Annotated in this window: 24 protein-coding genes; 12 read left to right on the top strand and 12 right to left on the bottom strand. The window is 36.9% G+C overall.

What is annotated here, in order from left to right; all coding sequences use genetic code 11:
- Nucleotides 1–69: 69 nt before the first annotated feature.
- Nucleotides 70–4,617, bottom strand: coding sequence for an AAA family ATPase (locus AC5P2S_RS06290; RefSeq protein WP_494556610.1), 4,548 nt, complete (start codon nucleotides 4,615–4,617; stop codon nucleotides 70–72).
- A 773-nt stretch (nucleotides 4,618–5,390) separates the two neighbouring features.
- Here AC5P2S_RS06290 and AC5P2S_RS06285 point away from each other — a divergent pair.
- On the top strand, nucleotides 5,391–6,596 hold the full coding sequence (locus tag AC5P2S_RS06285) for a site-specific integrase (protein ID WP_494556609.1): 1,206 nt from the start codon (nucleotides 5,391–5,393) through the stop codon (nucleotides 6,594–6,596).
- A 35-nt stretch (nucleotides 6,597–6,631) separates the two neighbouring features.
- Here the strand turns inward: AC5P2S_RS06285 and AC5P2S_RS06280 are convergent, their stop codons facing one another.
- Nucleotides 6,632–6,982, bottom strand: a complete 351-nt coding sequence (locus AC5P2S_RS06280) for a winged helix-turn-helix transcriptional regulator (RefSeq protein ID WP_494556608.1) — start codon at nucleotides 6,980–6,982, stop codon at nucleotides 6,632–6,634.
- 96 nt (nucleotides 6,983–7,078) lie between these two features.
- On the opposite strand from AC5P2S_RS06280, the gene AC5P2S_RS06275 reads away from it, so the two are divergent.
- The 11 genes from AC5P2S_RS06275 to AC5P2S_RS06225 all read left to right on the top strand — a co-directional run bounded on the left by AC5P2S_RS06275 (nucleotide 7,079) and on the right by AC5P2S_RS06225 (nucleotide 15,038).
- On the top strand, nucleotides 7,079–7,975 hold the full coding sequence (locus AC5P2S_RS06275) for an NmrA family NAD(P)-binding protein (protein ID WP_494556607.1): 897 nt from the start codon (nucleotides 7,079–7,081) through the stop codon (nucleotides 7,973–7,975).
- 20 nt (nucleotides 7,976–7,995) lie between these two features.
- Complete coding sequence (locus AC5P2S_RS06270) at nucleotides 7,996–8,451, top strand: nuclear transport factor 2 family protein (RefSeq protein ID WP_494556606.1); 456 nt, start codon at nucleotides 7,996–7,998, stop codon at nucleotides 8,449–8,451.
- A gap of 100 nt (nucleotides 8,452–8,551) precedes the next feature.
- A complete protein-coding gene (locus AC5P2S_RS06265; protein ID WP_494556605.1) occupies nucleotides 8,552–9,397 on the top strand; it encodes an RteC domain-containing protein in 846 nt (281 codons plus the stop codon).
- Nucleotides 9,398–9,478: 81 nt separating this feature from the next.
- Nucleotides 9,479–9,793, top strand: coding sequence for a DUF3892 domain-containing protein (locus tag AC5P2S_RS06260; RefSeq protein ID WP_494556604.1), 315 nt, complete (start codon nucleotides 9,479–9,481; stop codon nucleotides 9,791–9,793).
- 319 nt (nucleotides 9,794–10,112) lie between these two features.
- Nucleotides 10,113–11,363, top strand: coding sequence for a site-specific integrase (locus AC5P2S_RS06255; RefSeq protein ID WP_002995959.1), 1,251 nt, complete (start codon nucleotides 10,113–10,115; stop codon nucleotides 11,361–11,363).
- Between the two features lie 414 nt (nucleotides 11,364–11,777).
- On the top strand, nucleotides 11,778–12,170 hold the full coding sequence (locus AC5P2S_RS06250; RefSeq protein ID WP_002995963.1) for a single-stranded DNA-binding protein: 393 nt from the start codon (nucleotides 11,778–11,780) through the stop codon (nucleotides 12,168–12,170).
- Between the two features lie 42 nt (nucleotides 12,171–12,212).
- Entirely contained in the window at nucleotides 12,213–13,286 is a 1,074-nt protein-coding gene (locus tag AC5P2S_RS06245; protein ID WP_002995967.1) for a DUF932 domain-containing protein, read from the top strand.
- Between the two features lie 52 nt (nucleotides 13,287–13,338).
- Nucleotides 13,339–13,749: a hypothetical protein gene (locus AC5P2S_RS06240; protein WP_002995970.1), complete on the top strand. Its 411-nt coding sequence runs from the start codon at nucleotides 13,339–13,341 to the stop codon at nucleotides 13,747–13,749.
- 2 nt (nucleotides 13,750–13,751) lie between these two features.
- Entirely contained in the window at nucleotides 13,752–14,240 is a 489-nt protein-coding gene (locus AC5P2S_RS06235; RefSeq protein WP_002995973.1) for a DUF1281 family ferredoxin-like fold protein, read from the top strand.
- A 4-nt stretch (nucleotides 14,241–14,244) separates the two neighbouring features.
- Nucleotides 14,245–14,682 (top strand): hypothetical protein, encoded by a 438-nt coding sequence (locus AC5P2S_RS06230; RefSeq protein WP_002995976.1) that lies wholly within the window; start codon nucleotides 14,245–14,247, stop codon nucleotides 14,680–14,682.
- A gap of 23 nt (nucleotides 14,683–14,705) precedes the next feature.
- Complete coding sequence (locus AC5P2S_RS06225) at nucleotides 14,706–15,038, top strand: hypothetical protein (RefSeq protein WP_002995980.1); 333 nt, start codon at nucleotides 14,706–14,708, stop codon at nucleotides 15,036–15,038.
- A 250-nt stretch (nucleotides 15,039–15,288) separates the two neighbouring features.
- Here AC5P2S_RS06225 and AC5P2S_RS06220 read toward each other — a convergent pair whose 3' ends face one another.
- The 10 genes from AC5P2S_RS06220 to AC5P2S_RS06175 form a co-directional block, all read right to left on the bottom strand.
- On the bottom strand, nucleotides 15,289–16,011 hold the full coding sequence (locus AC5P2S_RS06220; protein WP_002995984.1) for a response regulator: 723 nt from the start codon (nucleotides 16,009–16,011) through the stop codon (nucleotides 15,289–15,291).
- Between the two features lie 280 nt (nucleotides 16,012–16,291).
- Entirely contained in the window at nucleotides 16,292–16,537 is a 246-nt protein-coding gene (locus AC5P2S_RS06215) for a helix-turn-helix domain-containing protein (protein WP_430827366.1), read from the bottom strand.
- A gap of 28 nt (nucleotides 16,538–16,565) precedes the next feature.
- Entirely contained in the window at nucleotides 16,566–16,877 is a 312-nt protein-coding gene (locus AC5P2S_RS06210; protein ID WP_002995989.1) for a helix-turn-helix domain-containing protein, read from the bottom strand.
- Nucleotides 16,878–17,051: 174 nt separating this feature from the next.
- On the bottom strand, nucleotides 17,052–17,333 hold the full coding sequence (locus AC5P2S_RS06205; protein ID WP_002995992.1) for a hypothetical protein: 282 nt from the start codon (nucleotides 17,331–17,333) through the stop codon (nucleotides 17,052–17,054).
- A gap of 52 nt (nucleotides 17,334–17,385) precedes the next feature.
- A complete protein-coding gene (locus AC5P2S_RS06200) occupies nucleotides 17,386–17,922 on the bottom strand; it encodes a GNAT family N-acetyltransferase (RefSeq protein WP_002995995.1) in 537 nt (178 codons plus the stop codon).
- A 232-nt stretch (nucleotides 17,923–18,154) separates the two neighbouring features.
- Nucleotides 18,155–18,604: a DUF3872 domain-containing protein gene (locus AC5P2S_RS06195; RefSeq protein ID WP_002995997.1), complete on the bottom strand. Its 450-nt coding sequence runs from the start codon at nucleotides 18,602–18,604 to the stop codon at nucleotides 18,155–18,157.
- 13 nt (nucleotides 18,605–18,617) lie between these two features.
- The gene (locus AC5P2S_RS06190) at nucleotides 18,618–19,178 is read right to left on the bottom strand and encodes a conjugal transfer protein TraO (RefSeq protein ID WP_002995999.1); all 561 of its coding nucleotides are present in this window, start codon (nucleotides 19,176–19,178) and stop codon (nucleotides 18,618–18,620) included.
- Nucleotides 19,179–19,205: 27 nt separating this feature from the next.
- The gene (traN, locus tag AC5P2S_RS06185) at nucleotides 19,206–20,099 is read right to left on the bottom strand and encodes a conjugative transposon protein TraN (RefSeq protein WP_002996001.1); all 894 of its coding nucleotides are present in this window, start codon (nucleotides 20,097–20,099) and stop codon (nucleotides 19,206–19,208) included.
- A gap of 23 nt (nucleotides 20,100–20,122) precedes the next feature.
- Entirely contained in the window at nucleotides 20,123–21,463 is a 1,341-nt protein-coding gene (gene traM, locus AC5P2S_RS06180) for a conjugative transposon protein TraM (protein ID WP_002996003.1), read from the bottom strand.
- Complete coding sequence (locus AC5P2S_RS06175; protein WP_002996005.1) at nucleotides 21,450–21,734, bottom strand: hypothetical protein; 285 nt, start codon at nucleotides 21,732–21,734, stop codon at nucleotides 21,450–21,452. Before AC5P2S_RS06175 ends, traM begins: the two co-directional genes overlap by 14 nt.
- Between the last annotated feature and the right edge of the window lie 13 nt (nucleotides 21,735–21,747).

Here is a 21,747-nt window from a genome sequence, read left to right as displayed (position 1 = left end):
AAATAATAGCAGTTAATTTGCAGTCAATTAATATAAACCTTCTACATAACTGATAACGGCTGCGAAACATTATAATTCCTTAAGAATTCTTCCACTGACATTGATAACAGTTAAATTCTTTAATAAGTTATCAAAAAGAAAAAGCAGTTTTCTACGCAGTTCTCTTGATTTTTCATCATTCATACTCATCTTATGATAAGCATTAATAATAAACTTTATCGATTTTTCTTCAGTTCTCCATGCTGAATTAATGATATCTTGATTCTGCTTTACTGCCAGATCAAAAAGTTCAATCGCTTCATCTGGTGAATTGGCGACCTGAATTAGCAGATATTCAATAAAATAGTCTGAAATTTTAAATATGGGCGACTCTACAAATCTCTTAAAGAAAGGGAAAACATCTTTCAAAAGAACATCTTCTGCGTGTATAAAACTGAAATTAAGATCATCAGCATCTTTAGCAATGGCTGCATCAAGAATATAATTCAAAAGAAAATCATTTTTATCCTTGGAATCTGGTATCAGGTAATAATTTTTAAAAATTTCACCAAAGTATATACCCAGACTGTTCCCATAATGATTAATTAAATCTAAGAGCGTTTTCAGCACACCCTGATCATTATTCAGATATAATCCGTAAATGCATAGAAATAACATTTTCCTATCTTCCGAACCTAATAGACCCGATGTAATAAGTCTGTCATAAACTTTTAATAGCCTGGCATAATTACGACCCCTAAAATATTCAAAAGAATGGATCGAAGATGCTACTACGTAAATGTCCTCTTCTTTTTCTAGACCATCTACAAAAAAGCTTTCAGCTTTCTCTATATTAAGCTTCTTGAGGTAAGCAAATCTAAAATAGACCGCAGCACGGGCCTCTCTGGGACCAAAATTGATAACTGTATTAAGAGTTTCAAAAATTAAATCATCATAGTACCGGTTCTGTATCAGAGTTATAGCATTAATTGCAGCACCATAATCTGTATTAATAGCTTTCGTTACAAGTCCATAAATCGAAGTTTCTTCATTGGAAGGCAATTGACAAACATTATTATTACCTTCTTCAAATTTTAAAGCATTATCGATCAGGAATTGTACAAAATCAGGATCTACGGAATCTTCCCTTGTCATCTGTGAAGCAATCGTTACAAGCAGTCTATTTTCATATGAAGATGCCTGCGTCAAAACAGTTTTAACAAACTCCTTGATTTTGACTGTATCTCCACCGCCTTCCAGCCATCCCCACAGACCATATACGGCATATCTTAAATTTACTTCATCGTTGCTTATTGCCTCTGAAATTATATTGAGTTTATCATCACTTAACGACTGGGAAACTACTGTTTTGAAAACAGCGGCAAGTTCCTGAAGTCCTCCCTTTAAATAATCACGACCCCATTTCCTATCATCATTATTATATTTCTTAAAAGCTTTCAGCCATTCCTTCACACTCATTTTTGCACAAACTTCAATAGGAATTGGGCTTACAACAAGGCCTGCCATCGTAGACTCTCTCTGTCTAACATCAGCATTTCTTCCTTCAAATTTTCGTTCAAGCTCCCCAAATTCTTTTTGAAACTCTTTACTAATTACACTTGAAGGCAGTCTTTTAATCAGATAATATTTGCTGAGTCCCCAATGTGAAACCAATCTCTTAGAATTTGGAGCTAATTTTCTAATATAGATTTCTTTACCACTAGTAAAATTCCTGATGGTGTCTAGAACAATTTTTTGCTGAGAGCTGTTAAAGTGTACAAATGTTCTTTCCAAAAGTACTCTCATATCATATTCAATATCATCAACAAATAAAAGAAGGTCTTTATTATTAAAGATGCAGAACAACTCAAAAATTTCTTTAGAATAAATTTTTTCAGACCCTTTGAGGGCATACAACAATAGTCGAAGAATAGATTGTAGATGAGAGTTTTTATGATCAGATAAGAACTTCTTAAAAATAATCTTCTCCTGCCCTGCCGATCTTCTTAGACACTGGGCCAAAAGCTGATATATGATCTCGGAGCCTTTTAAATCATTATCTTTAAAATCTATTGCGTAAAACCTGTAATCTTTAATTATCTGATGGCCATTAATCAAGCAATCTTCTTCATTAAAATTGATTGATTCATAAAGAGAATTGATCATTAGATGAGGAATTTTATGACCTAGGGTTTTTAGAACTTCCTTGATATAATGATCATTATGCTTATTATTTTTGCCATCAAATTTCTTAAATTCAGGAATCATTCTTTGATATACAGATTCCGGATTAATATGAGCAATATTACTTAAGATATGAAAATACCTGTAAGTATCCAATTTAAGGTGCTGTTCAAAAAACTCGAAACACATGTAAGCTGAGGGATGTTCCCAATTATTTAAGGAAAAGAGTATATCGGCTGCAACTTCGGGATCATCAATTTTCATCACAGTATCCCACGCTAAATCTAAATTTTGATTAACATAGCGGCTTAAAAAATAAATACAGGAAAACCTTGCTCTTACGATATGATCTTTTGTGAAAATTTCTGAATCCTTAGAATCAATATGGTAATTCTCTTTAATGACTTCGAAAAGATCATTCTTTACTGCAAAACTTAACCAGCATGGCGCTAACGCATTATCAAAAAAAACAGTTTGCCATTGAAATGATTCTTTAAACGCAGACTTCACCAGTTCAAATTCCTCTTTCGCAGGCTGTCCCTGCCCTAATACTTCGACAAGAATAATATGTTTGATATGAAAAAGAACTTCAGTATTAAAAAAAATCTGTTTCAAAGATTTTTCATACTGATTCGGATCGCTTTCTCGCAGATAAGAGATAATCATCTTTACCGCAGACCTTATGTGTATAGACTGATCCCCTTCGATAATATAATCGAATAAATTTTCATTGGTTTCTACAAAACATTTAGCAAAAACAAAATCATAAAAAGACTGGTGAAAAAATTGCAGCTGTCTGCCATCTGATTTAAGAAGTCTTTCACTTTTAAGATATTGGATTTCTTGGTAGTAATCATCATAGTTGAGGCTGGAAACAGATATTCGCTGTTCATAAAACATCTGTTGTGCAATTTTGTATAAAAGTTCTTTTAACTTACTTTTCAATACAGGAAAATCTTTGCTTATTTTGGAAATTTTCTGATCCCATAATTCCAGATATAGTTCTAAAACACTATCTGCTTTAAAGATATTTTTGTTAGAAACAATTTGGGAGAATATATTTAGATAATTAGGGATTCGCAGCAATTCTAGTAGTTTCGCAGATAATTCGTTAGGATTGACGTTAATTATATTGAGAAGCTCTATAACCTTTTGTAGTTCCAGCGGACCGATCACAACCCTATCCATATCCTTATATATTTTTAGAGAGGGATCATAATGTAAATCGCTATTTCTAACAGAAATTATAATACGTATCTGTTTATCATAAGAAAAATGCTCTATAAAACTTCTATAGAATTCCAAAAAACTTCTATCAGAAGACATGGATTGCGATAATGCATCAATTTGGTCAATCAGTATAACGATTTTATTAAAGTGTTTTTTACAGTCTTCAATAAACTTAAAAACCGGTTTGGATAGTCCTAAGCTTTGCTGCAATGCCGCGTGTGTATTAGAATACAATTTATCTACCTTAAGCCCAAGTACTGCAATATCATCAGCTATGCAGAGATTATAAAGATCTTTAATCACAACCGTTTTTCCATAACCAGCTTCTCCTGCCAACAGACAAATATTTTTGTGATCTATATCGGGAGTCTCTTTAACAATCCAGTCAAATAACTGTTTGGTCTCAATTCGATCCACATGGGTTTGTTCAATATCCTGGAAGAAATTCCTTTCAGATTGTAATCTCGCTGACCCAATTTTTAGCTGACCCAGCAGATCAGCAGGCTCAAAAACTTCTTGATTTGAGATAATGTCAATAAGTTGATCTATCTTAGTATTGTCAGTTACACTTCGGACTTCAAAAAAGAGAGAGATAAGATCTCTGCATTCGTCACTATTGAGATAAATATCTAATTCAGCAGGAGTTATTTTTTTAACTTTTATCCGTGAAATCTTTCGCTTAAAGTCGGATAAATCAAAGCATTTTTTTAAATGACTTAGACTTGGCATTTGCAGGTTTTTATCGATCCATTCCGTTAAGCTGGGTTCATGGAGGATATTTTCAGAAAACTGATTAATAAACTCTATACAATCAGAGGTCAAACCTGTTGAAACGCAAATATAATAAGTGAAATCATCATAGTCATAAACAAGTCGATTATCTGACATGCTATAAAGAACAAAACGGACTATTTCTAGACAGAGATCATTTTTTCCATAATTAGTATCATACTTTTTGCATTGAATAAGACCATAATTCTTACCATCTTTCAAAAGAGCGCAATCGCGCCCCTTGTCTCGGACTCCAGTCAGGAGATTAACCTCAGTATAATCGTTAATCTTACCATTTTTGATTTGAATATTAAATATAGAATATAAAAGCTCTTCAAATCTTCGAGGATTTGCCAATCCGTTGTAAGGAAAGGGCTGATTGGCTAAACTAAGAGGATTGATAATACCGCTCTCTATTACTGGATTTCTTTCAAATCTTATCAATTCATTCATTTTATAAAAATAAAAGGAATAGATTTAAAATCAAAGCAATTCAAATAAGCTTTTACAATTCAGAAATAAAAATTAGGCAATAATATACTTTTATATACCACGTTAATTTTCAATAGGCCTTTTATGAGAAGAAGATATTATGATATGTTTTTATTAATCAGAAAATTATTATTTATAAATAGACCCTTTTCTGATTTCATTTTTATGATTTAATTACTAGCTAACACCTTCAAGATATTATCTACATCTACTAATAAATGGTTTGGATAGAGTCCTATCAAGGTCACTTAGCAGAACTTAAATTTCTAAATATCTTGTTCAAAATTTAGCAATCATTACTTGTAAATTCCGACGGAAATTCCTAGTTTTACTAAGTAAAATTTAAATTAGGGTTTTACCGCTTTTTTGCAGGTGACCTATTTAGGGCCAATTAAAAGATGCTACAGCGCAACGCTTATCAATAAAGGAATGAAGGGAGGTTACAAAATCCCTCACTCTCCGCAGAGTAAATCTCAAAAATTACTAAAACCCTTTAAGATATATATTTTAAAGGGTTTTTTATTTGCCGGAATGCTAAAATATATCAGATTATTTCATTCTTTAAGTGAGTAGTTCGGTGAGTAGTAAAAATTATCCTAAATACTCACCTACTTTTCTGGAAAAGCCTATACATAGGCTTTTCAAAGATTGAACATCTTGTAGGCTTATTGTTCATAAATAGTTTTATTAACCTTTTAAGTCACCACAAATGAGTAATTACAATTTACTTTTCTATGCAAAAAACAAAAGGTAATCCTAAGTTTTCTGCAATCTACTTACGTCTTACTGTTAATGGAAAGCGCACAGAACTTTCTACCGGTCAGACTATTTTAACATCCTCCTGGAATCCTGAAGCAAGTAAAGTTTCTGGAAACAGCAAAAAAGCAAAATCTATTAATACATTTCTTGAAAATATTCGTCTGAAAATACTTCAGTGTAACAATGATTTAATAGCTGCTAAAAAGGAAATCACAGGCGAAATGCTTAAAAATCGTTATTTAGGGACCGCCGATAAAAAATTGACAATTGTTGAAGTTTTTAAAGACCATAACCAGCAGGTAAAAGACCTGATTGGCAAATCATTTTCAAAAGGTACATTGGAACGCTACGAAACCTCCCTTCGACATACAATCTCTTTTATGAAATGGAAATATAATGTGACTGATATGGATGTACACGAGATTAATCCGGCATTTATCTCCAATTATGAATTTTGGCTGCGAACGGTTAGAAAATGTGCAAATAATTCTGCAGTAAAATATCTAAAGAATTTTCAGAAGATTATTAATATTTGCCTGGCAAATGATTGGATGGATAAAAATCCTTACTCCAATTACAAATCAAAACTTACACCTGTAGTTCCGGATTTCCTCACGGAATCACAACTTGAAACTATCAAAAGCAAAGTTTTTAAAACAGATCGTCTTACTTTAGTCAAAGACATTTTCTTATTCAGTTGTTTTACGGGCCTAGCTTATATCGATATTCAAAACCTCAGCAGGGATGCTGTTAGCATTGGGATTGATGGCGGAAAATGGATAAAGATGAAAAGAACAAAAACAAAAGTTGAAGCAAGCATTCCTATTCTTCCAATTGCTGAAAATATTTTGAATAAGTATAGTAATCATCCAAAATGCTTTAATGAAAATAAACTCCTCCCAATCCTAAGCAACCAAAAAATGAATGAATATCTCAAGGAGATTTCAGCTCTTTGTGAACTGGAAGTAGACCTTACTTTTCATACAGCCAGGCATACTTTTGCTACAACGGTAACTCTAAACAATGGTGTCCCATTGGAAACTGTAAGTAAAATGCTCGGACATACCAATGTTAGAATGACTCAGCATTATGCGAAGATATTGGATAGAAAGATAAGTGAGGATATGTTGATTTTAAGAAATAGGTTTCAGGATAAGAAAAAAATTAAGGAGATAGGATAAGTACATTTAGCTAAATACTTTCGTAAAATATAAAACTAATTAACTTGTATATGTTGTTCTCCCCAGTTATATAGATCTTCTAAAACAGGCAAAAGCGTTTTTCCCATTTCGGTTAATGAATATTCAACACGAGGAGGCATTTCTGCATAAATCTTTCTGTTTATCATTCCATCCTGTTCCAGTTCTTTTAGCTGCGAACTAAGCATTTTAGTAGTAATAAAAGGCATTTTTTTTTGTAATAAACTGAAACGATTGTGTTCCTGATATATAAAATAAAGCAAAGCTATTTTCCAACGTCCGCCTAATACACTCATAACTTTATGCATTGGACAAATAGCAGCCAATTCTGTTTCATTTATGAAGTTTGTGGAGTTTGTTTTTCTCATTACTTACTTTTTTGACACTATAATACAATTATGTATCTACTATGTATTTATAAAGCAAATATAGAAATTTGTATCAGGATTTAAACAAATTATAAAATGAAAAAAACAATCACATTATTAGGAGCAACAGGAAAAGTCGGCGGAAAGATTGCCGAAATCCTTTTACAAGAAGGACACTACCTTAAGCTCATTGCAAAAACGGCAGATAATCTGGAAAAATTTAAAAATATGGGAGCTGAAGTAATATCTTCGGATATCACAGATGTAAAAGTATTAATAGAAACATTTAAAAGTTCAAATAGTGTTTACGTAATGACTCCGCCTGATTTTACAGCAAGTAATTACAGAGAATTTCAAAGAAAAGTTGGAGATTCTGTTATTACAGCTATTCAGAACTCTGGGATAAAATATGTGGTGAATTTAAGTAGCGCCGGTGCACATCAACACGAAGGCAATGGTCTTATTGCTGGGCTTGCTGAACAAGAAGTAAAATTGAATCAGTTAAAAGATGTTAATGTATTACATCTTCGTCCGGCTTACTTTTTAGATAATGCTTTGCTGAATATTCCTTTGATCAAACAAATGGGTATTAATGGTGCAACAGCAGATGCAAAGCACGAAATACCAATGGTAGCAACTAAAGACATCGCTACTATAGCAGCAAAACATTTATCAAAATTAGATTTTAGCGGCAAAAGTGTTCAGCCGATTTTGGGTGACAAAAATTATTCATTTGAAGAGCTTACAGCTATTATAGGAAATGCTATTGGTAAACCTGACTTGAAATATGTACAGTTTTCTGTTGAAGATGCAAAACAGGCGATGATGAACCAAGGGCTGTCGGAAGACGTAGCAAATGATATTACATCGATGGAAACTTCACTCAAAAACGGAATTATGAATTATGAGCAACGAGTCTCATCAAATTCGTCGCCCACATCAGCTGAAGTATTTGTGAAAGAATCATTAGTACCATTATATAACTCTTTGTAAATTAAACTAAATTTATCAGAATGGAAAAGAAAACAGATAATCCGAATAAGGTAGACAGAAATCATCCTGCATTCAATAAAAATTCAGAACCTTTTTACAGTATCATAATGGAAGGGTTAAAAGGTGAAGTTGACGGAGAGCACTTTTGGGATGCAGTGGCAGAAAATGCAGTTTTCGAATTTTTATATAATATCCCGGGATTCACCAATAAAATTGAAGGACGAAAAACCTATATGGATTGGTTTGGCGGATATAGTAATGAACTTCATTCAGCCGATAACTTACGAGTTTATAAATCTACGAATCCTGAAAATATCATTATATTAGAATATCAGGTTCACGGTATTGTTCCATTTACGGGAAAAGATTATGATAATCGTTTTTGTTCTATTATTACTATAAAAGACCGGAAAATAACACATTGGCGTGATTATATGGATTCACTGGCCGTAATGCTTTCAGTAGCAAAAGAGTAAATAACGACAAGAGAGTGAGTCATTTTAATAATATAACAAAGAAGAAGAATATTTTTATACAGTGAAGGAGGCTTTTTGCCTCCTTTTTAATTAAAATCCAATGAGAAATAAGCTACAGGCTTTACTACAAAATCTTACTGAACAACTCAATTTTATAGATCTTGAGATAAATGATAATGTGATGAAATGTGAGAAGTCGATTGAGGTTATAACAACAGTAATTCATAAAGTTAAAACTCTCATTTTTAAATCCGGATTTAAATCCGAACAGGAGGAGATTAACTTTTTCAAAGAAATAAAACCGCTATTCACATCAAGACTTATTTATTATAACTCCGTTTATAAAATTGAAACCAAAAAACCATTTGGAGGATCTCGGATTATTAAAAAATATTATAATAATGAGCTTGATAAATTGAAAAGATATTTTGATAATAATCTCGATTTTTATAAATATTATAGAACAGGAAGTACTTATCTTGACTATAAATATTTTATTAGAGGTAAGTTTGATATTAAATTAAGTCTGGATAGCTTTTATTATGAAGCAGACCAAAGTTTTTCCACATCCCACGATTTTAAAATTGCAAAAATATTAGCAAATGATCTATTACAGTTGTATCTGGAAGATCAGTTGATATTATTGGATAATAAAAATCAAAAGTATCATATACAACAAAATTCTAACACAAAACTTACTTGGACTGGTTCGAAAGTCGCACTTATAGAATTATTATATGCTTTGCAAACTGAAGGAGTTTTCAATAATGGTAATGCAGATCTTAAAGAGATTGCGGGCTATTTTGAGAAGATATTCAATATAGATCTTGGTCAGTTTAATCGTGTATTTTTAGAAATCAGAATCCGTAAATCTTCACAGACAAAATTTTTAGATTCCCTAAAAGAAACATTAACCAAGCGAATAAATAATGCAGACGAAAAATAATTATTCTCTTTACGGAAAACCGTAAGGAGTAAATTTCTCATAGGGTTAATTTAGCTGTACATAAATTAAAAATAAAAAATTATGGCAAAGTACAGGATTTCCGGAGTTTGGAAAAACTCAAGCAATGTGATAACACATTATGCATTTCATACAGTGAGTGAGAATAGTAATTCTCGAGCGTCAAAAAAAACTAAAGATGAAGCAATAAAATTACTGGAAACAGTCGGGAATAGCGCAACAACTTGGGTGTGGAACTATAACAGATGTGCCTGGGATATTGGTGAAAATGTAACGGTAGTTAATGGTTCTAATGGTAAATACCTTAGATCAAACCCAGATAAAAAGGAAACCAATAATTTGGAACATTTGATTGATTTTGATTGGATAGCACCATAACTGATTAAAAATTCCATATTTAGAATACCGAATGAAAATCATTCGGTATTTTTTATGATAAAAAGATTAATAAAAAGCAAAAGTACGCAAAGCGATTAAAACCGCTACTATACAATGCTTTATAAATGTGTAGTCTTAGTTTGGAACTCGGTGTCTGATAGGTTTTGGGCTTAAATTGACAAGGTTAGGTTACTAATTCGTTACCGATTGATAAAGGCAACTATATAGCTTAACTGATTATATTTCAGTCTTTTGCACCCTTTTTTATATTCCCTTGTAACTCAATGTAATTTAATTTTAAACGTTAAACATTTGAGTTATGGAGCAGACAAAAAAATCGACGTTCAAACTGCTTTTCTATTTGAAAAAGAACGAACTGAAAAAGAACGGTAATGCCCCGGTTATGGCACGTATTACCATTGATGGAACACCGAAAACTTTCGGGACAAAGTTAGAAATTAACCCTAATAGTTGGGATTTAAAACACGGACGGGTTCAGGGCAAAAGTGCCACAGCTTTGAGCATCAACCAAAAGCTGGACAATATACGGGGACGTATCGACAAGATTTATGAAGATATGCTGAAGCACGAGGGCTTTGCAACTGCCCAAAAAGTAAAGCTCTCTTTTCTCGGTGTTGGTGTAATGGATGATGCCATATTGAAAGTTTTTAACGACCAGAATGTTGAATTTAAAAGATTGGTTGATAAAGAGGAGCGTTCACAAGGAACTTACAACAAATACATCACTGTTTACAATCATCTTACGGAATTTATAAAAGAGCGTTATCACAGGGAAGATATGGCATTTCGGGAACTGACGGCAGATTTTATCCGTGAGTTTGACTTTTACCTCCGCTACGATAAGCAATGCGCCCATAACACGGTTTGGATTTACACAATGCCTGTTATTGCTTTGGCTGAACTGGCTATCAAAAAAGGGCTGATACGTGATAATCCTTTTGAGGATTACGAAATAAGTATGGAAGAAACCGACAGAGGGTACATACTGAAAGAAGACGTTGAAAAGCTGATGATGTGTCAGGTTCCGCATAAAAGATATGAACTTGTAAAAGATATTTTTATTTTCAGTTGCTTTACAGGATTGGCTTACGCTGATATTAAGAAATTGACAAGAAGCAATATTCAATCATTCTTTGACGGTCATCAATGGATTATCAGCCGGAGAAAGAAATCTGATGTTGCTTCCAATGTTCGGTTAATGGAAATCCCTAAACGTATCATTGAGAAATATCAGGGTACAACAAGGAATGAATTTATCTTTCCGGTTCCTACCAATGCAACCTGCAATACGCACATAGGTAAATTGGTTGAAAAGGCAGAGATTATCACGGAGCAAAAAGTAACCTTTCACACCGCAAGACATACTTTTGGAACAATGTTTCTGACCGAGGGCGTACCGCTTGAAAGCCTTAGCAAAATGATGGGGCATAAAAACATTTCCACCACACAAATTTATGCTAAAATCACAAGCCAAAAAATCAGCAAGGATATGGATTTGGTTACACCGAAATTCAAAGCAATGGAAGAGGCATTTATGATGGCAATCTAATCCGCTTTTATCTAACCACAAGAAGCAGAACTTAACGGTTCTGCTTTTTTTATGCCCATACTTTTTTATTACTCCTCCTTTGTTTCAGACTATTGAAGCCTGTTCATAATTGACATAAAAATTAGGAATAGAAAATTTCCACAATCAACCGGTAAAAAGGCAGCTAAGTTATAGCGGGCAGCCATCGCACACACCCACCAATAAAAAAAACGAATGAACGGTTTCCCCCTAAAGGAACCCCCATTAAATCATTTTTTTTCTTGGTCATCGCTGTTGCCCGCTTGGATTATCTGCTTTCTTTTTTCCGGTTTTTCTTTTGGAAAATATTATGCGAAGCGGAGCAGACCACAACAGGAAGCAGGAAGCGAGAAAAGCGAACGTAACAAAATGTCAAACTTTTAAAACAGAACGATTATGAACATCATCGGACGACTAACAAGGGATGCGGAAGTAAGAACCCTTAACAACGACAAGCAAGTAGTAAACTTTTCGGTAGCGAGCAACGAAAGCTACAAGAACAAACAAGGCGAGCGTGTAGAGCAAACGACCTACTTCGATTGTGCCTACTGGCTATCTGCAAACGTGGCAAGACTGCTGACAAAAGGCACATTGGTAGAACTCACAGGGCGAGTGAATACACGAGCGTGGATAGGCAAAGACGGCGAAGCACATTCGGGGCTGAACTTTCATACCTCACAAATCAAACTGCACGGAGGTAGCAGGAGAGCCGAAACCATACAAGCTACTGCACAAGCCGAGAACAACAAGGTTACAGCACAGGGAGCAGATGACGACCTCCCATTCTAACAACGAGTATTCAATCATTTTTTAACATCAAAATTTATCAAAATGGCACATAACATTCATTTCAACGAGCAAACAGGAAAGCACAGTTTCTTTTCAGTACAGCAAAAAGCGTGGCACGGTTTGGGGCAAATCGTAGAGCAATACCCAACGAGCGAGGAAGCTATCAAATACGCAGGGTTAGATTACGATGTCGTAAAATCCCCACTGTTTACCAAAGGTTCGGGCATTATCGAAACTGCCAACGGTATAGAAATAGGTAGCACCGAATTAGAAGTACCTAACTATTTCGCTAACATACGCACCGATAACAATGCAGTATTGGGTGTAGTCGGTAAGGATTACCACATTGTACAAAATCGGGAAGCCTTTAATTTTTTTGATGCTATTGTAGGTGGTGGCGAAGGTATCCTGTACGAAACCGCAGGGGCATTGGGCAAAGGGGAACGCATCTTTATCACTGCCAAACTGCCCGATTATATCCGTGTAGGCAATGGCGATGATGTAACGGAAAAGTACATTTTTCTAACCACTTCGCACGATGGTAGCGGAAGTATTACCGCAGCATTTACGCCTATCCGTATCGTATGCCAAAACACGCTGAATGCCTCACTACGCAGTATGACCAATGTAGTCCGTATCAAACATACTTCGGGAGCAAAACAACGTATCGAGAACGCCCACAAGATTATGGGGCTTGCCAACACATTGAGCAACCAATTAGAGGGCATTTTCAATAATTGGACAAAGGTAAAAGTATCAGACCGAGAAGTAAGAAAGCTAATCCAGTTGGCACTTTGCCCGAACAAAGAAACACTTGACCTTATCAACAAAGGGGCTGACGATGAAGTTTCCACCGTGTTCAAAAACGTGGTTGATAATGCGCTTCTATATGCTATGACAGATGATGCACAACAGATGAACACGACCAAAGGGACTTTGTTCGGAGCATACAACGCTGTTACAGGCTACTTTCAGAATGTACGCAATTACAAAGATGATGAAGCCAAATTACAGAGCATTGTATTGGGTGGTACTGCCCAACTCAAATCACAGAAAGCATTTGAATTGTGTACCGCATTTGCTTTGGACGGTGCGGAAATCCTAAACCTTAATTAGATAACAACAGGCTACCGCCTTAAATGGTGGTAGCCTACTATAAAACAACAATATGAAAGCATTACATAAAATGGACAACTTAGATAAAGGCGAATTGCTTTGCAGGCTATTCCCCGAAGAAATGGCGAACATTCAGAACGCCGTAAAAAAGCAGTGCGAATACTTTCTGAAAAATGAAATTACCATTCGTGAGGGTTGGTATCAAAAGGGCTTTTTTACCGCAGAATTTTGGTACAGGCTTGTGCAGGATGCACACAGGATAATCGAGAAGAACGAGGACAAACTTCTCAAAAAACCACGCTGGTTTGCAGACCATTTTTTTGACGGATACAACGCAATATTTGCGATGCACTGCCTTATCGAATATGCACAGACAGAGGACTGTAAACCCAATCTAAAACAGGCTATACACCTAATATTCGGAAGTGAGCCTTTATTAAAAATAACCTTAAACGATAAATAATTATGCCAAATTGGTGCAACAATACGGTTGTCTTCGAGGGGAAGCCTGAAGCAATCGAACAGGTAACACAGCTATTCAAATCAATGGCTGAAAGAGAAAGGAAAGAGAATTGCGGACAACTGCCCGATTTCATAGACGACAGTAACGGCGGATATTTCTTTGAGGTTTACGAAAGCGATACGGGAATATTCAATTATCAAACAAAATGGTCGCCAAATGCGGAAGCAGTTAAGCAGATAGCCGAGCATTACAACATAGATTTCCAATTGGATTATGAGGAATTAGGTTGTTTGGTATATGGCAGGACAATGTTTTCTGACAAGCTACTCATAGATATTTATCTGGAAGACGAAGATTTTGACAGCTACGAATTAGACAAGGAAACAGACACCTACCATTTTGAGGGCAAGGAGTACGACAGCGAATGGGAAATACTCGACACTCTATTAGAACGTAAAATCGAAAATCAGTTAAACACCATTAAAATTTAGAACGATGAAACTATCCGATAAAGCGACAGCACATATTTTGGTTAAAGCCAACACCAATAGCGAATGGGATAATTGCGAGTTTGCAATTATCCATCTATCCGAAGAATGGAAACAGGAACAGGCAAAACGGCTTGCATTGGTTAAGCCGTTAGAGGGCAATCATTATTTCTGCTCAATGAACTACTATGATACGGCAGTAGATTTTTATTGCACAGGCGAAGACGATACCCCGAACATTGAAGAAATGCTAAACGATAAAGAATGGGCATTTGTGGAGCTTGACGAGGGGGAGCAGGAAATGTTTACCGCACCCGAAAACCGATTGGACTGTTACAGGCTTGTATTGCGTGCAAACGGTACAGGCTACTATACAGCATACGGCAAGCACACCAGCGAGGAATTTTGGACGGAAGAATTTTCATTAATCCAATTAACGGCTTAATCAATAAACCCCAATTTCAATTTATGACACGTTCAAATCTTCATATCAAATTGAGCAACGGCAAATCTCTTATTTGCGTTGCCGACAGCAGCAGCGCACCCGAACAGGGATATATCGTTGAAAGGCTTTTTTTGCCTTTGTTATCCCTTGACAACAGTGAGCAAGAACTCGAAATGCTTACGGAGCATTGTACAATGGATGAAAGGCGGATAAACGCAGACTACCGCTATTTAATAGACCTTACCACCAAAGAAGTAAAGTTCTTTGAAGAGCATTACAGCTACACAAAAGACACGTTCAGGAAAGGCAAGGATATAACGGAACGTTATGACGAGTATTTAAAAACCATAAGCTAAAATAGCAGCCGCCTGACCCGAAAAGTCGGGCGGCAAAAAGACAGATCCTCCCGATGGTTGGGCAGTCTTTTTGCTTTAAATTGGTGCAATCCCCTTTAGCAAAATGCGCCCTTACACAAATCCTTTCTTTTCCATTTTACCAAACAGGTTGCGACATTATTGCTTGGGATATTCATTATCCCATAATTTATTATTGGGGGATTACTTTCTTTCGTGAGTTCTGCGGAAAAGAAAGTAACAAAGAAACCTGTTATTGCGGAAACTGTTTATAGTATTCTTTTGCAATTTCGGCTACGCCAGCACTAAAATAATGTCCTCCATCATTTATAACGGTTATGGCTTTTTTAAGTTCTTCGGGGTCTGCGCCTTTCAGTATATACCCTTTTACGCCACGCTGAAGCATCTTTACTACATCCTGTACATCATCATTAATGCTAAAAGCCAGGACTTTGGTTTGCGGATATTTTTCATTCAATGCTTTAGCGGTTTCAAAACCATTCATTACCGGCATATTTATATCAACAACCATTACATCGGGAACAACTTCGATTTCCTCCATTTTTTTCATTGCCATTTTTCCATTCTCGGCTTCAAAAAGTATTTCAAAACCGAAACCCATTAGAAAATCACAAATACCCTTTCTAAGCATATCGTGGTCATCTATCATCCCTACCTTTATTATTTGTTCTTTGCTCATTTTCTTTTTGCTTAGTTTGATGAGGTTAAAAAATCCGTTGGGAGCTTTAGATAAATTCGGAGTTCGAGTAACGTAAGGTATTCCTTTATCGACCTCAATGTCCCTGACTTTAAAACGGTCAAGCCAATCTTTAAAGTGTGCTATCTCGTTAGGTTTAAAATGTACAATTTCCCCGTTTTTAAGGGATATGATAAAAACATCAATGCAGAGAGAGAACGCTGATAATTGCGTAGCAGGGTGGTCAAATTCGGGGTAAAAAATATCCTTGCCGTCCATAACTCTTAATGTTTATCAAGTTAGTGGAACCTGCAAAAAAAAGAGGCGCAGGCAACCACACTTACTGGCATTAAGGCACTGGTACGCCTGACCCCCAAATAAGCGAGCGCCCACGCCATAACGTGAGCGTTCTTACTTATTCGTTCCGGGGTTTTAAAAATTACCAGTTTCTAATGCGGAACTTAAAGCAAAAACAACTTTAAGTATTTTCTATATTTTCGACAACAAAGATACTAAACTCGTCCTTTTTTGACAGCATATAATACAAAAAAGATTACAGTCAAACAATTTTTTGTGAAATGTAATTTTGCTCCAGTATAGTCAGGATATCGCTTTCCTTATAAATAATCTTACCGCCTATTTGTATATACGGCAGTATATTATCATCACGGTACTGCTGTAAAGTGCGTTTGCTGATATGGAGCAGCTTGCACACATCTTCGCCCGAAAGGTAAATTTCTCCGTTCATTACAGGGCGGTAGTTTTTCAATATGCTTTCGATACGGGTTCTTAGCTGTGTTATCATTTCCTGATGGGCAATGATTTCTTCATTGTCATTCGTGAATAAATCCATTTTCGGCAGTATTGTACGGTTGTCCGGCTTCGAGCAAAGCCTGTACATCCGAGCGTTTATAATAATTTTTACGGTTCAGTCTGGAATAAGGCAATAACCCTTTGTCCTTATACGTCTGCAAAGTCCGCTTGGTAATGTTCATCATCAAACACACTTCCTGGTTATCGAGCCATTGCTCTTGCGCAAAAATTGGCGTGTATTTCTGCGTGGCATTTTCGGTAAGTTCCAAAAGTGCTTTCAGCTCATTCTTCATTCCGTCCAGTGCGGATTTTTGTATTGCGATTACTTCCATTGTTTGCTCAATTTTGCTATGGAAGTTGAATTTATAAAGGCTTAGTACGGCATTGGGGAAAGTTGCAGGGTTTGGCTTTGAGAGGTAGCGTTTGGCGATTTACTAAGCCGTAAATAAAAAAATCGGATAGCTTTTGGGCTATCCGATTTGCTTAAAAAATGTATGCTGTAATAACTATCTGCGTTCGGCAGGTTGTTCTATTTTTACTTCAGGTTGTTGTTTTTCTTTTTTCTCACGCCAATAAACCCACAGCGACAACAGACCGAAAATAATCAGCCCGTAAGCTATCCATTTACCGACCCTTTCCACGAATTTAATGAAAACCGAACTTTCATAAGATGAGAAGCCCTCTGCTCCCATAGGGCTGCGCCTGTAAAACTTTCTCCGGTTAATCCAGTAGCGAAGTCCCAGTCCTGCAACCAAAAATATAATACCTATTACCAATGATGCAACCATACCAAAAATACTTTATTTCCACTGTTTGAATTTACGAAAAATATCCGTGGCATTATTCAATTTCAAACTCTTTCGGATACCGAACTACACCGCTTACATTTTGCAGCGCATTTTGCGATAGTTCTATTGCCATACAGTTTTCTTCAGGAACTTCAAATGGCAGCTTTATCCCAAATTCTTTGGTCAGCTTATAGCCAAACTTAGGGTAATAGTTTTCGTGTCCTAACAGCATCACAGAGCCAAAGCCCATTTTTTTTGCTATATCGTGGGCAGCTTGTATGAGTTTGCCGCCAATACCTTTTCCCTGATAATTCGGCAACACAGCAACAGGGGCTAACGCAAGCGAGGTGTAAGTGTTTTTATCCTTGTCTTCAATATTAATTTTTGTGAGCAATATATATCCCGCAATTTGATTATCTACTTCGGCAATAAGTGATAATTCGGGGACAAACGCATCAGAATTGCGTAACCGTTCCACCAAGAACTGTTCTTTATGGTCGCTCAATTCCTCGTTTTCAAAAGCCAGGCGAATGAGTTCAAAAACTTTTTTGAAATCTTCCTTTTCTTCCTTTCTAATTTTTATTTCCATAGTCTGTAAAATCAGCAGTTTTATAAAATGCGAAAACGGCTTACCCAAAAAGGCAAGCCGCTTTCATTGTTTATGGAAATAATAACTTACTCAAATTTGGTAAACCGAAAGGATAATACCCTTTTTCATTATTGCAAGGATAAGAAATTATTTCTTTAGCAACTATCGAATTTAAAATTAAAAACGGCTTACCCATCAGATAAGCCGTTATTTATGAATTGGAATACTGCTCTTAATCGCTGCTGTTAAACTGAAAAGTTATCTGCTTTTCGTTCCCGAAGCTGTCCGAAATCCAAACATCAAAAGATTGTGATACGGCAGACGTTGACGTGTAATACAGCCTGAACTGCTCCGTTGGTAACTGGTACAGGTCGTTGGGCTGATACGGCGGCTCATTGTAGTATTGCAACGTTCCCTGACCATCAAACTGGAAGTAGCGAAGAAAATACTGCGTGTTGCTGTAATTGCCTGTACGCTGTATGGTAATGCGTATTTCTACGGTTTGTCCGTTGGCAACATCTTTAGGCACTGGCATTACATTGACCTCGAAAGGAAAATTGTTCTGTATTTCGAGTTCATCATCTTTGCTGCAAGATACCAACGTAACCGAAGCTGTGAGGATTGCCAGGAATATATATAATGGCAGTAGCCCTGTTCTGAATTTATTGAATATTGCTATCATCGTTTTTTACGTTTTAAAAGTTAAACCTTAATCCCACACCTGCCGACGGTCGGAACTGTCGTAAATCCGTACCCCAAAAGACTTTTGTACGCCCTTGCAGGACTAATACAAATCGGTCAGAAAGGTACGTTTCAAAGGTCAGTCGTCCGCCAGCTCCGTAAATGAAATTGTCCTCGTCCAATATCTTCGCTCCGTCATACAACATCGGTTCGCCACGGTTGATGCTTTCATAACCTGCTACGGCGGTTATTCCGGCATTCAGCGTGATGTTCTTCCGGGCATCGCCCAAAAGGAAGAAGCTGTAACCGCCCTCGGCTGTAAAAGTTTCCTGCGGGATGCGGAGGTCTTTATAATCGTGGTATTGGTGCGTATATTCCAACGCCCAAAGCTGGTAATTGCCGTTCTTACCGTTCACGGTCATACCGATATTGATATAATAATCGTTGCCGATTTTATCATCGGACAGCACACCAACATTTACTTCCAACCCTTTCTGTTTCGGCAGCATTCGCTGTGCCTGTGTCGTTGTGATACCCATTAAAACGAGCATCACGGTATAGATATACTTTTTCATTTTATTACTGTTGTTTTAAATGGGTTATTAAAATTTCAGGTGCATATCGTCAATCAAACGAGCCTTGATTAAATCCGAATTTTCCACCTGCAATGTTTGATGCCTGCCGCCGTTCTTCTCGAAAATCTCAATCAGAAGTATCTTATCATCGGCAATGGTAAATTGGTCTAAGAGGAATACATTTTGCTCGGTAGATTTTCCTTTTATGCCGTCCAATGGTTTGTAAGTCCTAAGCGGTGTCAAAGGAATTTCCTGCACTACGGTACGTTTGGCAACCTTTTTATCCACCACTTTGAAATTGATAAAATCAATCTCAAACGGAACATTGGTTTTGTTACGCAGTTCGGTATGGAAATAGTATTTGCCGTTGTGTATGTAAATGCCTTTGAGGATAAACTGAATGCCGAAACTCTTAGCCCCGATATGCTTTACAATGCGCTTGTCTTTCTTGTAAATGGTTTCCAGTAACAAGCCTGCCAGTGAGGGCGAATTGTTGCCCAATTCTTCAAAAAGCACATCGTTTCCGTTGGTTCTATCTACTGATTTTTGCATTGTTAGCAGGTCATAGCTTGTTGCTTCAGGGTAGGAACTGTAATACACACTGAAACTGTAAAAACGTCCATCATTGGTAATTACTGAAAAATTCGTTTCCGGTTCAAAGTTCCTTACCGATGCTTTTACTCGTAGTACGTTTTCCGCATCTTCGGCTTTACCTGCAATCAGGTATTCGCTTCCCAAATCCACGTAACGAATGGCAGTCGGGAAAATCAAGTGCGAAGTTTTATCGTAGGTTACTTCCATTTTGTATGGTTCTATCTTGCCCAATGCAAGCGGAGTTCTGATGCTGTCCTGCGCAAAAGAATTTACGGCTAAGCCGATAGTCAGAGCAAATGCCCAAAGTGTTTTAAAAAGATTTTTCATTATAAAATTATTTTAGTTTAACATTATTGTTTTGATACAAGGAAGACCTGATGCCCTGCTTTGAGCGTAACCTTTGGTGTACGTACTTTCTTTGCGAAATAGCCCGAAATTCCTTGTACAATGCCTCTGCTTAAATCGGCAGCAACCTGTTGTCCGGCATTCTGCGTAAGCATCACGCTCGTTCCTCCTGTCTGGCTCATATTGCCCGCCATTTCGGTAAGTGCGTTCATTTCGGGCGAATACGGAACGTACAAGCCTTGCTGCCCGTCCAAATCGTAAATGGTAATATCTACGGGAATGATATTACCCTCCAGTTCTACCGAAGTAACCTTTAGCTGTAAACGACCGCCCTGAAACTTGGCATTCGCCGTTACGATAGTTCCTTTGGGAATGGTACGATTAGGCGTTTTGGCAGGCTCTAATAAACGAAGCCTTACGCCCGTTTCCCCAACAACGGTTTGTGCATCGTGTACGCAGGCTTTGATGCTGTTTTTCGGCTGTACCACCTGTTCAGTAGAACCTGCGGTATAGAAGCCCCTGTTTTTGGTCTGGTTTAAATCGTTCAAAAATTCGCTGTCTGTTGGCTCACGATACAAGGCTGATACGGTGTTTTTCCTTGTGGGCGTAAATGATACAAAATGCTCTTTTTGGCTGGCAGTCGAAGCTCCCGAAGCTGTACCGTTTGTGGGTGTGGCTTCTCCATTGCTGCTATTACCTTGCGGAAGATATTTTGCAGCCATTTGATAGGATTTCTCCATCAGGGCAAGCTGGTCATCTACTGTTGTTGCTTTAGGTACATCTTTATCAGCCAGTTTTTCTTTTAGCTCATCCAATTGCCTGCGGAGTTCCATTGTTTCTGCATTGTCGTTATTATAGAATGAGCCTAACGTGCTTTGTGTATTTCGGTAGCTGTTCAAGGCAGGATTGCCATAACGTCCCGAATTTCTGCCACTGCCATAGCCGTTGCTTTCTTCCTCTTCTACAAAATCTTCTTCGCTCTTGGCGTTGGCAGATGAGCTGTCCTCATTCCAATAATCGGATAGCGTGGTAAGGGCATTGCGTTTCTCCTGGTCTTTTTGTTCCAGCATTTCCTGCTCATACGCTTTGCCTTTGCTGTCGGGCATTCCTGCCCCGGTAGCTTGTGGAACAGCATCGTTCAGCCCGATGTTTTCGACCTCTTTTTTATCCTTTGACGGTTTAAAGATGAGGTACATACAGCCTAAGAAGACAATCGCCATCAAACCGAATATCAAGGGCTTTTTAAGGCGGTCTTTGCTGTTCTTTTTATCATCCAGCAGATTGGATGCTTTACTTTGGTCGCCTTCCTCAACGAGAATGCTGACCCTTTTTTCATTTTCTTTCATAAAACTGATTTTTTAAAATTGTTGATACACTATCCTGCAACCTTGCAGGATTTTTACTTTTGAGGACAGGGTTCTCGATATGCCTGATGTTGATGGTATCATTCGGCTTGCCCGTATCGTACACTACTTTGCCAATAACCCCTGCCGTAAGCAAGAGATAACCCACAAAAAAGTACAACGTGTATTGATGCTGCTTGCGCACTGGCAAAGCCCGCCAACGCTCATCGAGCTTATCAAAAAACCTGTCCATAGTTGCTCTTAATTTTTTCATACTTTAATGATTT

It is taken from the genome of Epilithonimonas sp. 33E, from assembly GCF_059372615.1.
Note: the sequence above shows the minus strand (reverse complement) of the source record. Positions and strands in the feature narration are given on the sequence as shown.

What these genes read in the sequence shown, in the direction of transcription:
- AC5P2S_RS06275 (WP_494556607.1), top strand. Translation starts at nt 7,079, where the DNA reads ATGAAAAAAACAATCACATTATTAGGAGCAACAGGAAAAGTCGGCGGA.
- AC5P2S_RS06290 (WP_494556610.1), bottom strand. Translation starts at nt 4,617, where the DNA reads ATGAATGAATTGATAAGATTTGAAAGAAATCCAGTAATAGAGAGCGGT.
- AC5P2S_RS06285 (WP_494556609.1), top strand. Translation starts at nt 5,391, where the DNA reads ATGCAAAAAACAAAAGGTAATCCTAAGTTTTCTGCAATCTACTTACGT.
- traM (WP_002996003.1), bottom strand. Translation starts at nt 21,463, where the DNA reads ATGAAAGAAAATGAAAAAAGGGTCAGCATTCTCGTTGAGGAAGGCGAC.
- traN (WP_002996001.1), bottom strand. Translation starts at nt 20,099, where the DNA reads ATGAAAAATCTTTTTAAAACACTTTGGGCATTTGCTCTGACTATCGGC.
- AC5P2S_RS06210 (WP_002995989.1), bottom strand. Translation starts at nt 16,877, where the DNA reads ATGGAAGTAATCGCAATACAAAAATCCGCACTGGACGGAATGAAGAAT.
- AC5P2S_RS06235 (WP_002995973.1), top strand. Translation starts at nt 13,752, where the DNA reads ATGCCAAATTGGTGCAACAATACGGTTGTCTTCGAGGGGAAGCCTGAA.
- AC5P2S_RS06190 (WP_002995999.1), bottom strand. Translation starts at nt 19,178, where the DNA reads ATGAAAAAGTATATCTATACCGTGATGCTCGTTTTAATGGGTATCACA.
- AC5P2S_RS06215 (WP_430827366.1), bottom strand. Translation starts at nt 16,537, where the DNA reads ATGATAACACAGCTAAGAACCCGTATCGAAAGCATATTGAAAAACTAC.
- AC5P2S_RS06265 (WP_494556605.1), top strand. Translation starts at nt 8,552, where the DNA reads ATGAGAAATAAGCTACAGGCTTTACTACAAAATCTTACTGAACAACTC.
- AC5P2S_RS06175 (WP_002996005.1), bottom strand. Translation starts at nt 21,734, where the DNA reads ATGAAAAAATTAAGAGCAACTATGGACAGGTTTTTTGATAAGCTCGAT.
- AC5P2S_RS06195 (WP_002995997.1), bottom strand. Translation starts at nt 18,604, where the DNA reads ATGATAGCAATATTCAATAAATTCAGAACAGGGCTACTGCCATTATAT.
- AC5P2S_RS06240 (WP_002995970.1), top strand. Translation starts at nt 13,339, where the DNA reads ATGAAAGCATTACATAAAATGGACAACTTAGATAAAGGCGAATTGCTT.
- AC5P2S_RS06230 (WP_002995976.1), top strand. Translation starts at nt 14,245, where the DNA reads ATGAAACTATCCGATAAAGCGACAGCACATATTTTGGTTAAAGCCAAC.
- AC5P2S_RS06245 (WP_002995967.1), top strand. Translation starts at nt 12,213, where the DNA reads ATGGCACATAACATTCATTTCAACGAGCAAACAGGAAAGCACAGTTTC.
- AC5P2S_RS06270 (WP_494556606.1), top strand. Translation starts at nt 7,996, where the DNA reads ATGGAAAAGAAAACAGATAATCCGAATAAGGTAGACAGAAATCATCCT.
- AC5P2S_RS06255 (WP_002995959.1), top strand. Translation starts at nt 10,113, where the DNA reads ATGGAGCAGACAAAAAAATCGACGTTCAAACTGCTTTTCTATTTGAAA.
- AC5P2S_RS06260 (WP_494556604.1), top strand. Translation starts at nt 9,479, where the DNA reads ATGGCAAAGTACAGGATTTCCGGAGTTTGGAAAAACTCAAGCAATGTG.
- AC5P2S_RS06225 (WP_002995980.1), top strand. Translation starts at nt 14,706, where the DNA reads ATGACACGTTCAAATCTTCATATCAAATTGAGCAACGGCAAATCTCTT.
- AC5P2S_RS06220 (WP_002995984.1), bottom strand. Translation starts at nt 16,011, where the DNA reads ATGGACGGCAAGGATATTTTTTACCCCGAATTTGACCACCCTGCTACG.
- AC5P2S_RS06280 (WP_494556608.1), bottom strand. Translation starts at nt 6,982, where the DNA reads ATGAGAAAAACAAACTCCACAAACTTCATAAATGAAACAGAATTGGCT.
- AC5P2S_RS06250 (WP_002995963.1), top strand. Translation starts at nt 11,778, where the DNA reads ATGAACATCATCGGACGACTAACAAGGGATGCGGAAGTAAGAACCCTT.
- AC5P2S_RS06200 (WP_002995995.1), bottom strand. Translation starts at nt 17,922, where the DNA reads ATGGAAATAAAAATTAGAAAGGAAGAAAAGGAAGATTTCAAAAAAGTT.
- AC5P2S_RS06205 (WP_002995992.1), bottom strand. Translation starts at nt 17,333, where the DNA reads ATGGTTGCATCATTGGTAATAGGTATTATATTTTTGGTTGCAGGACTG.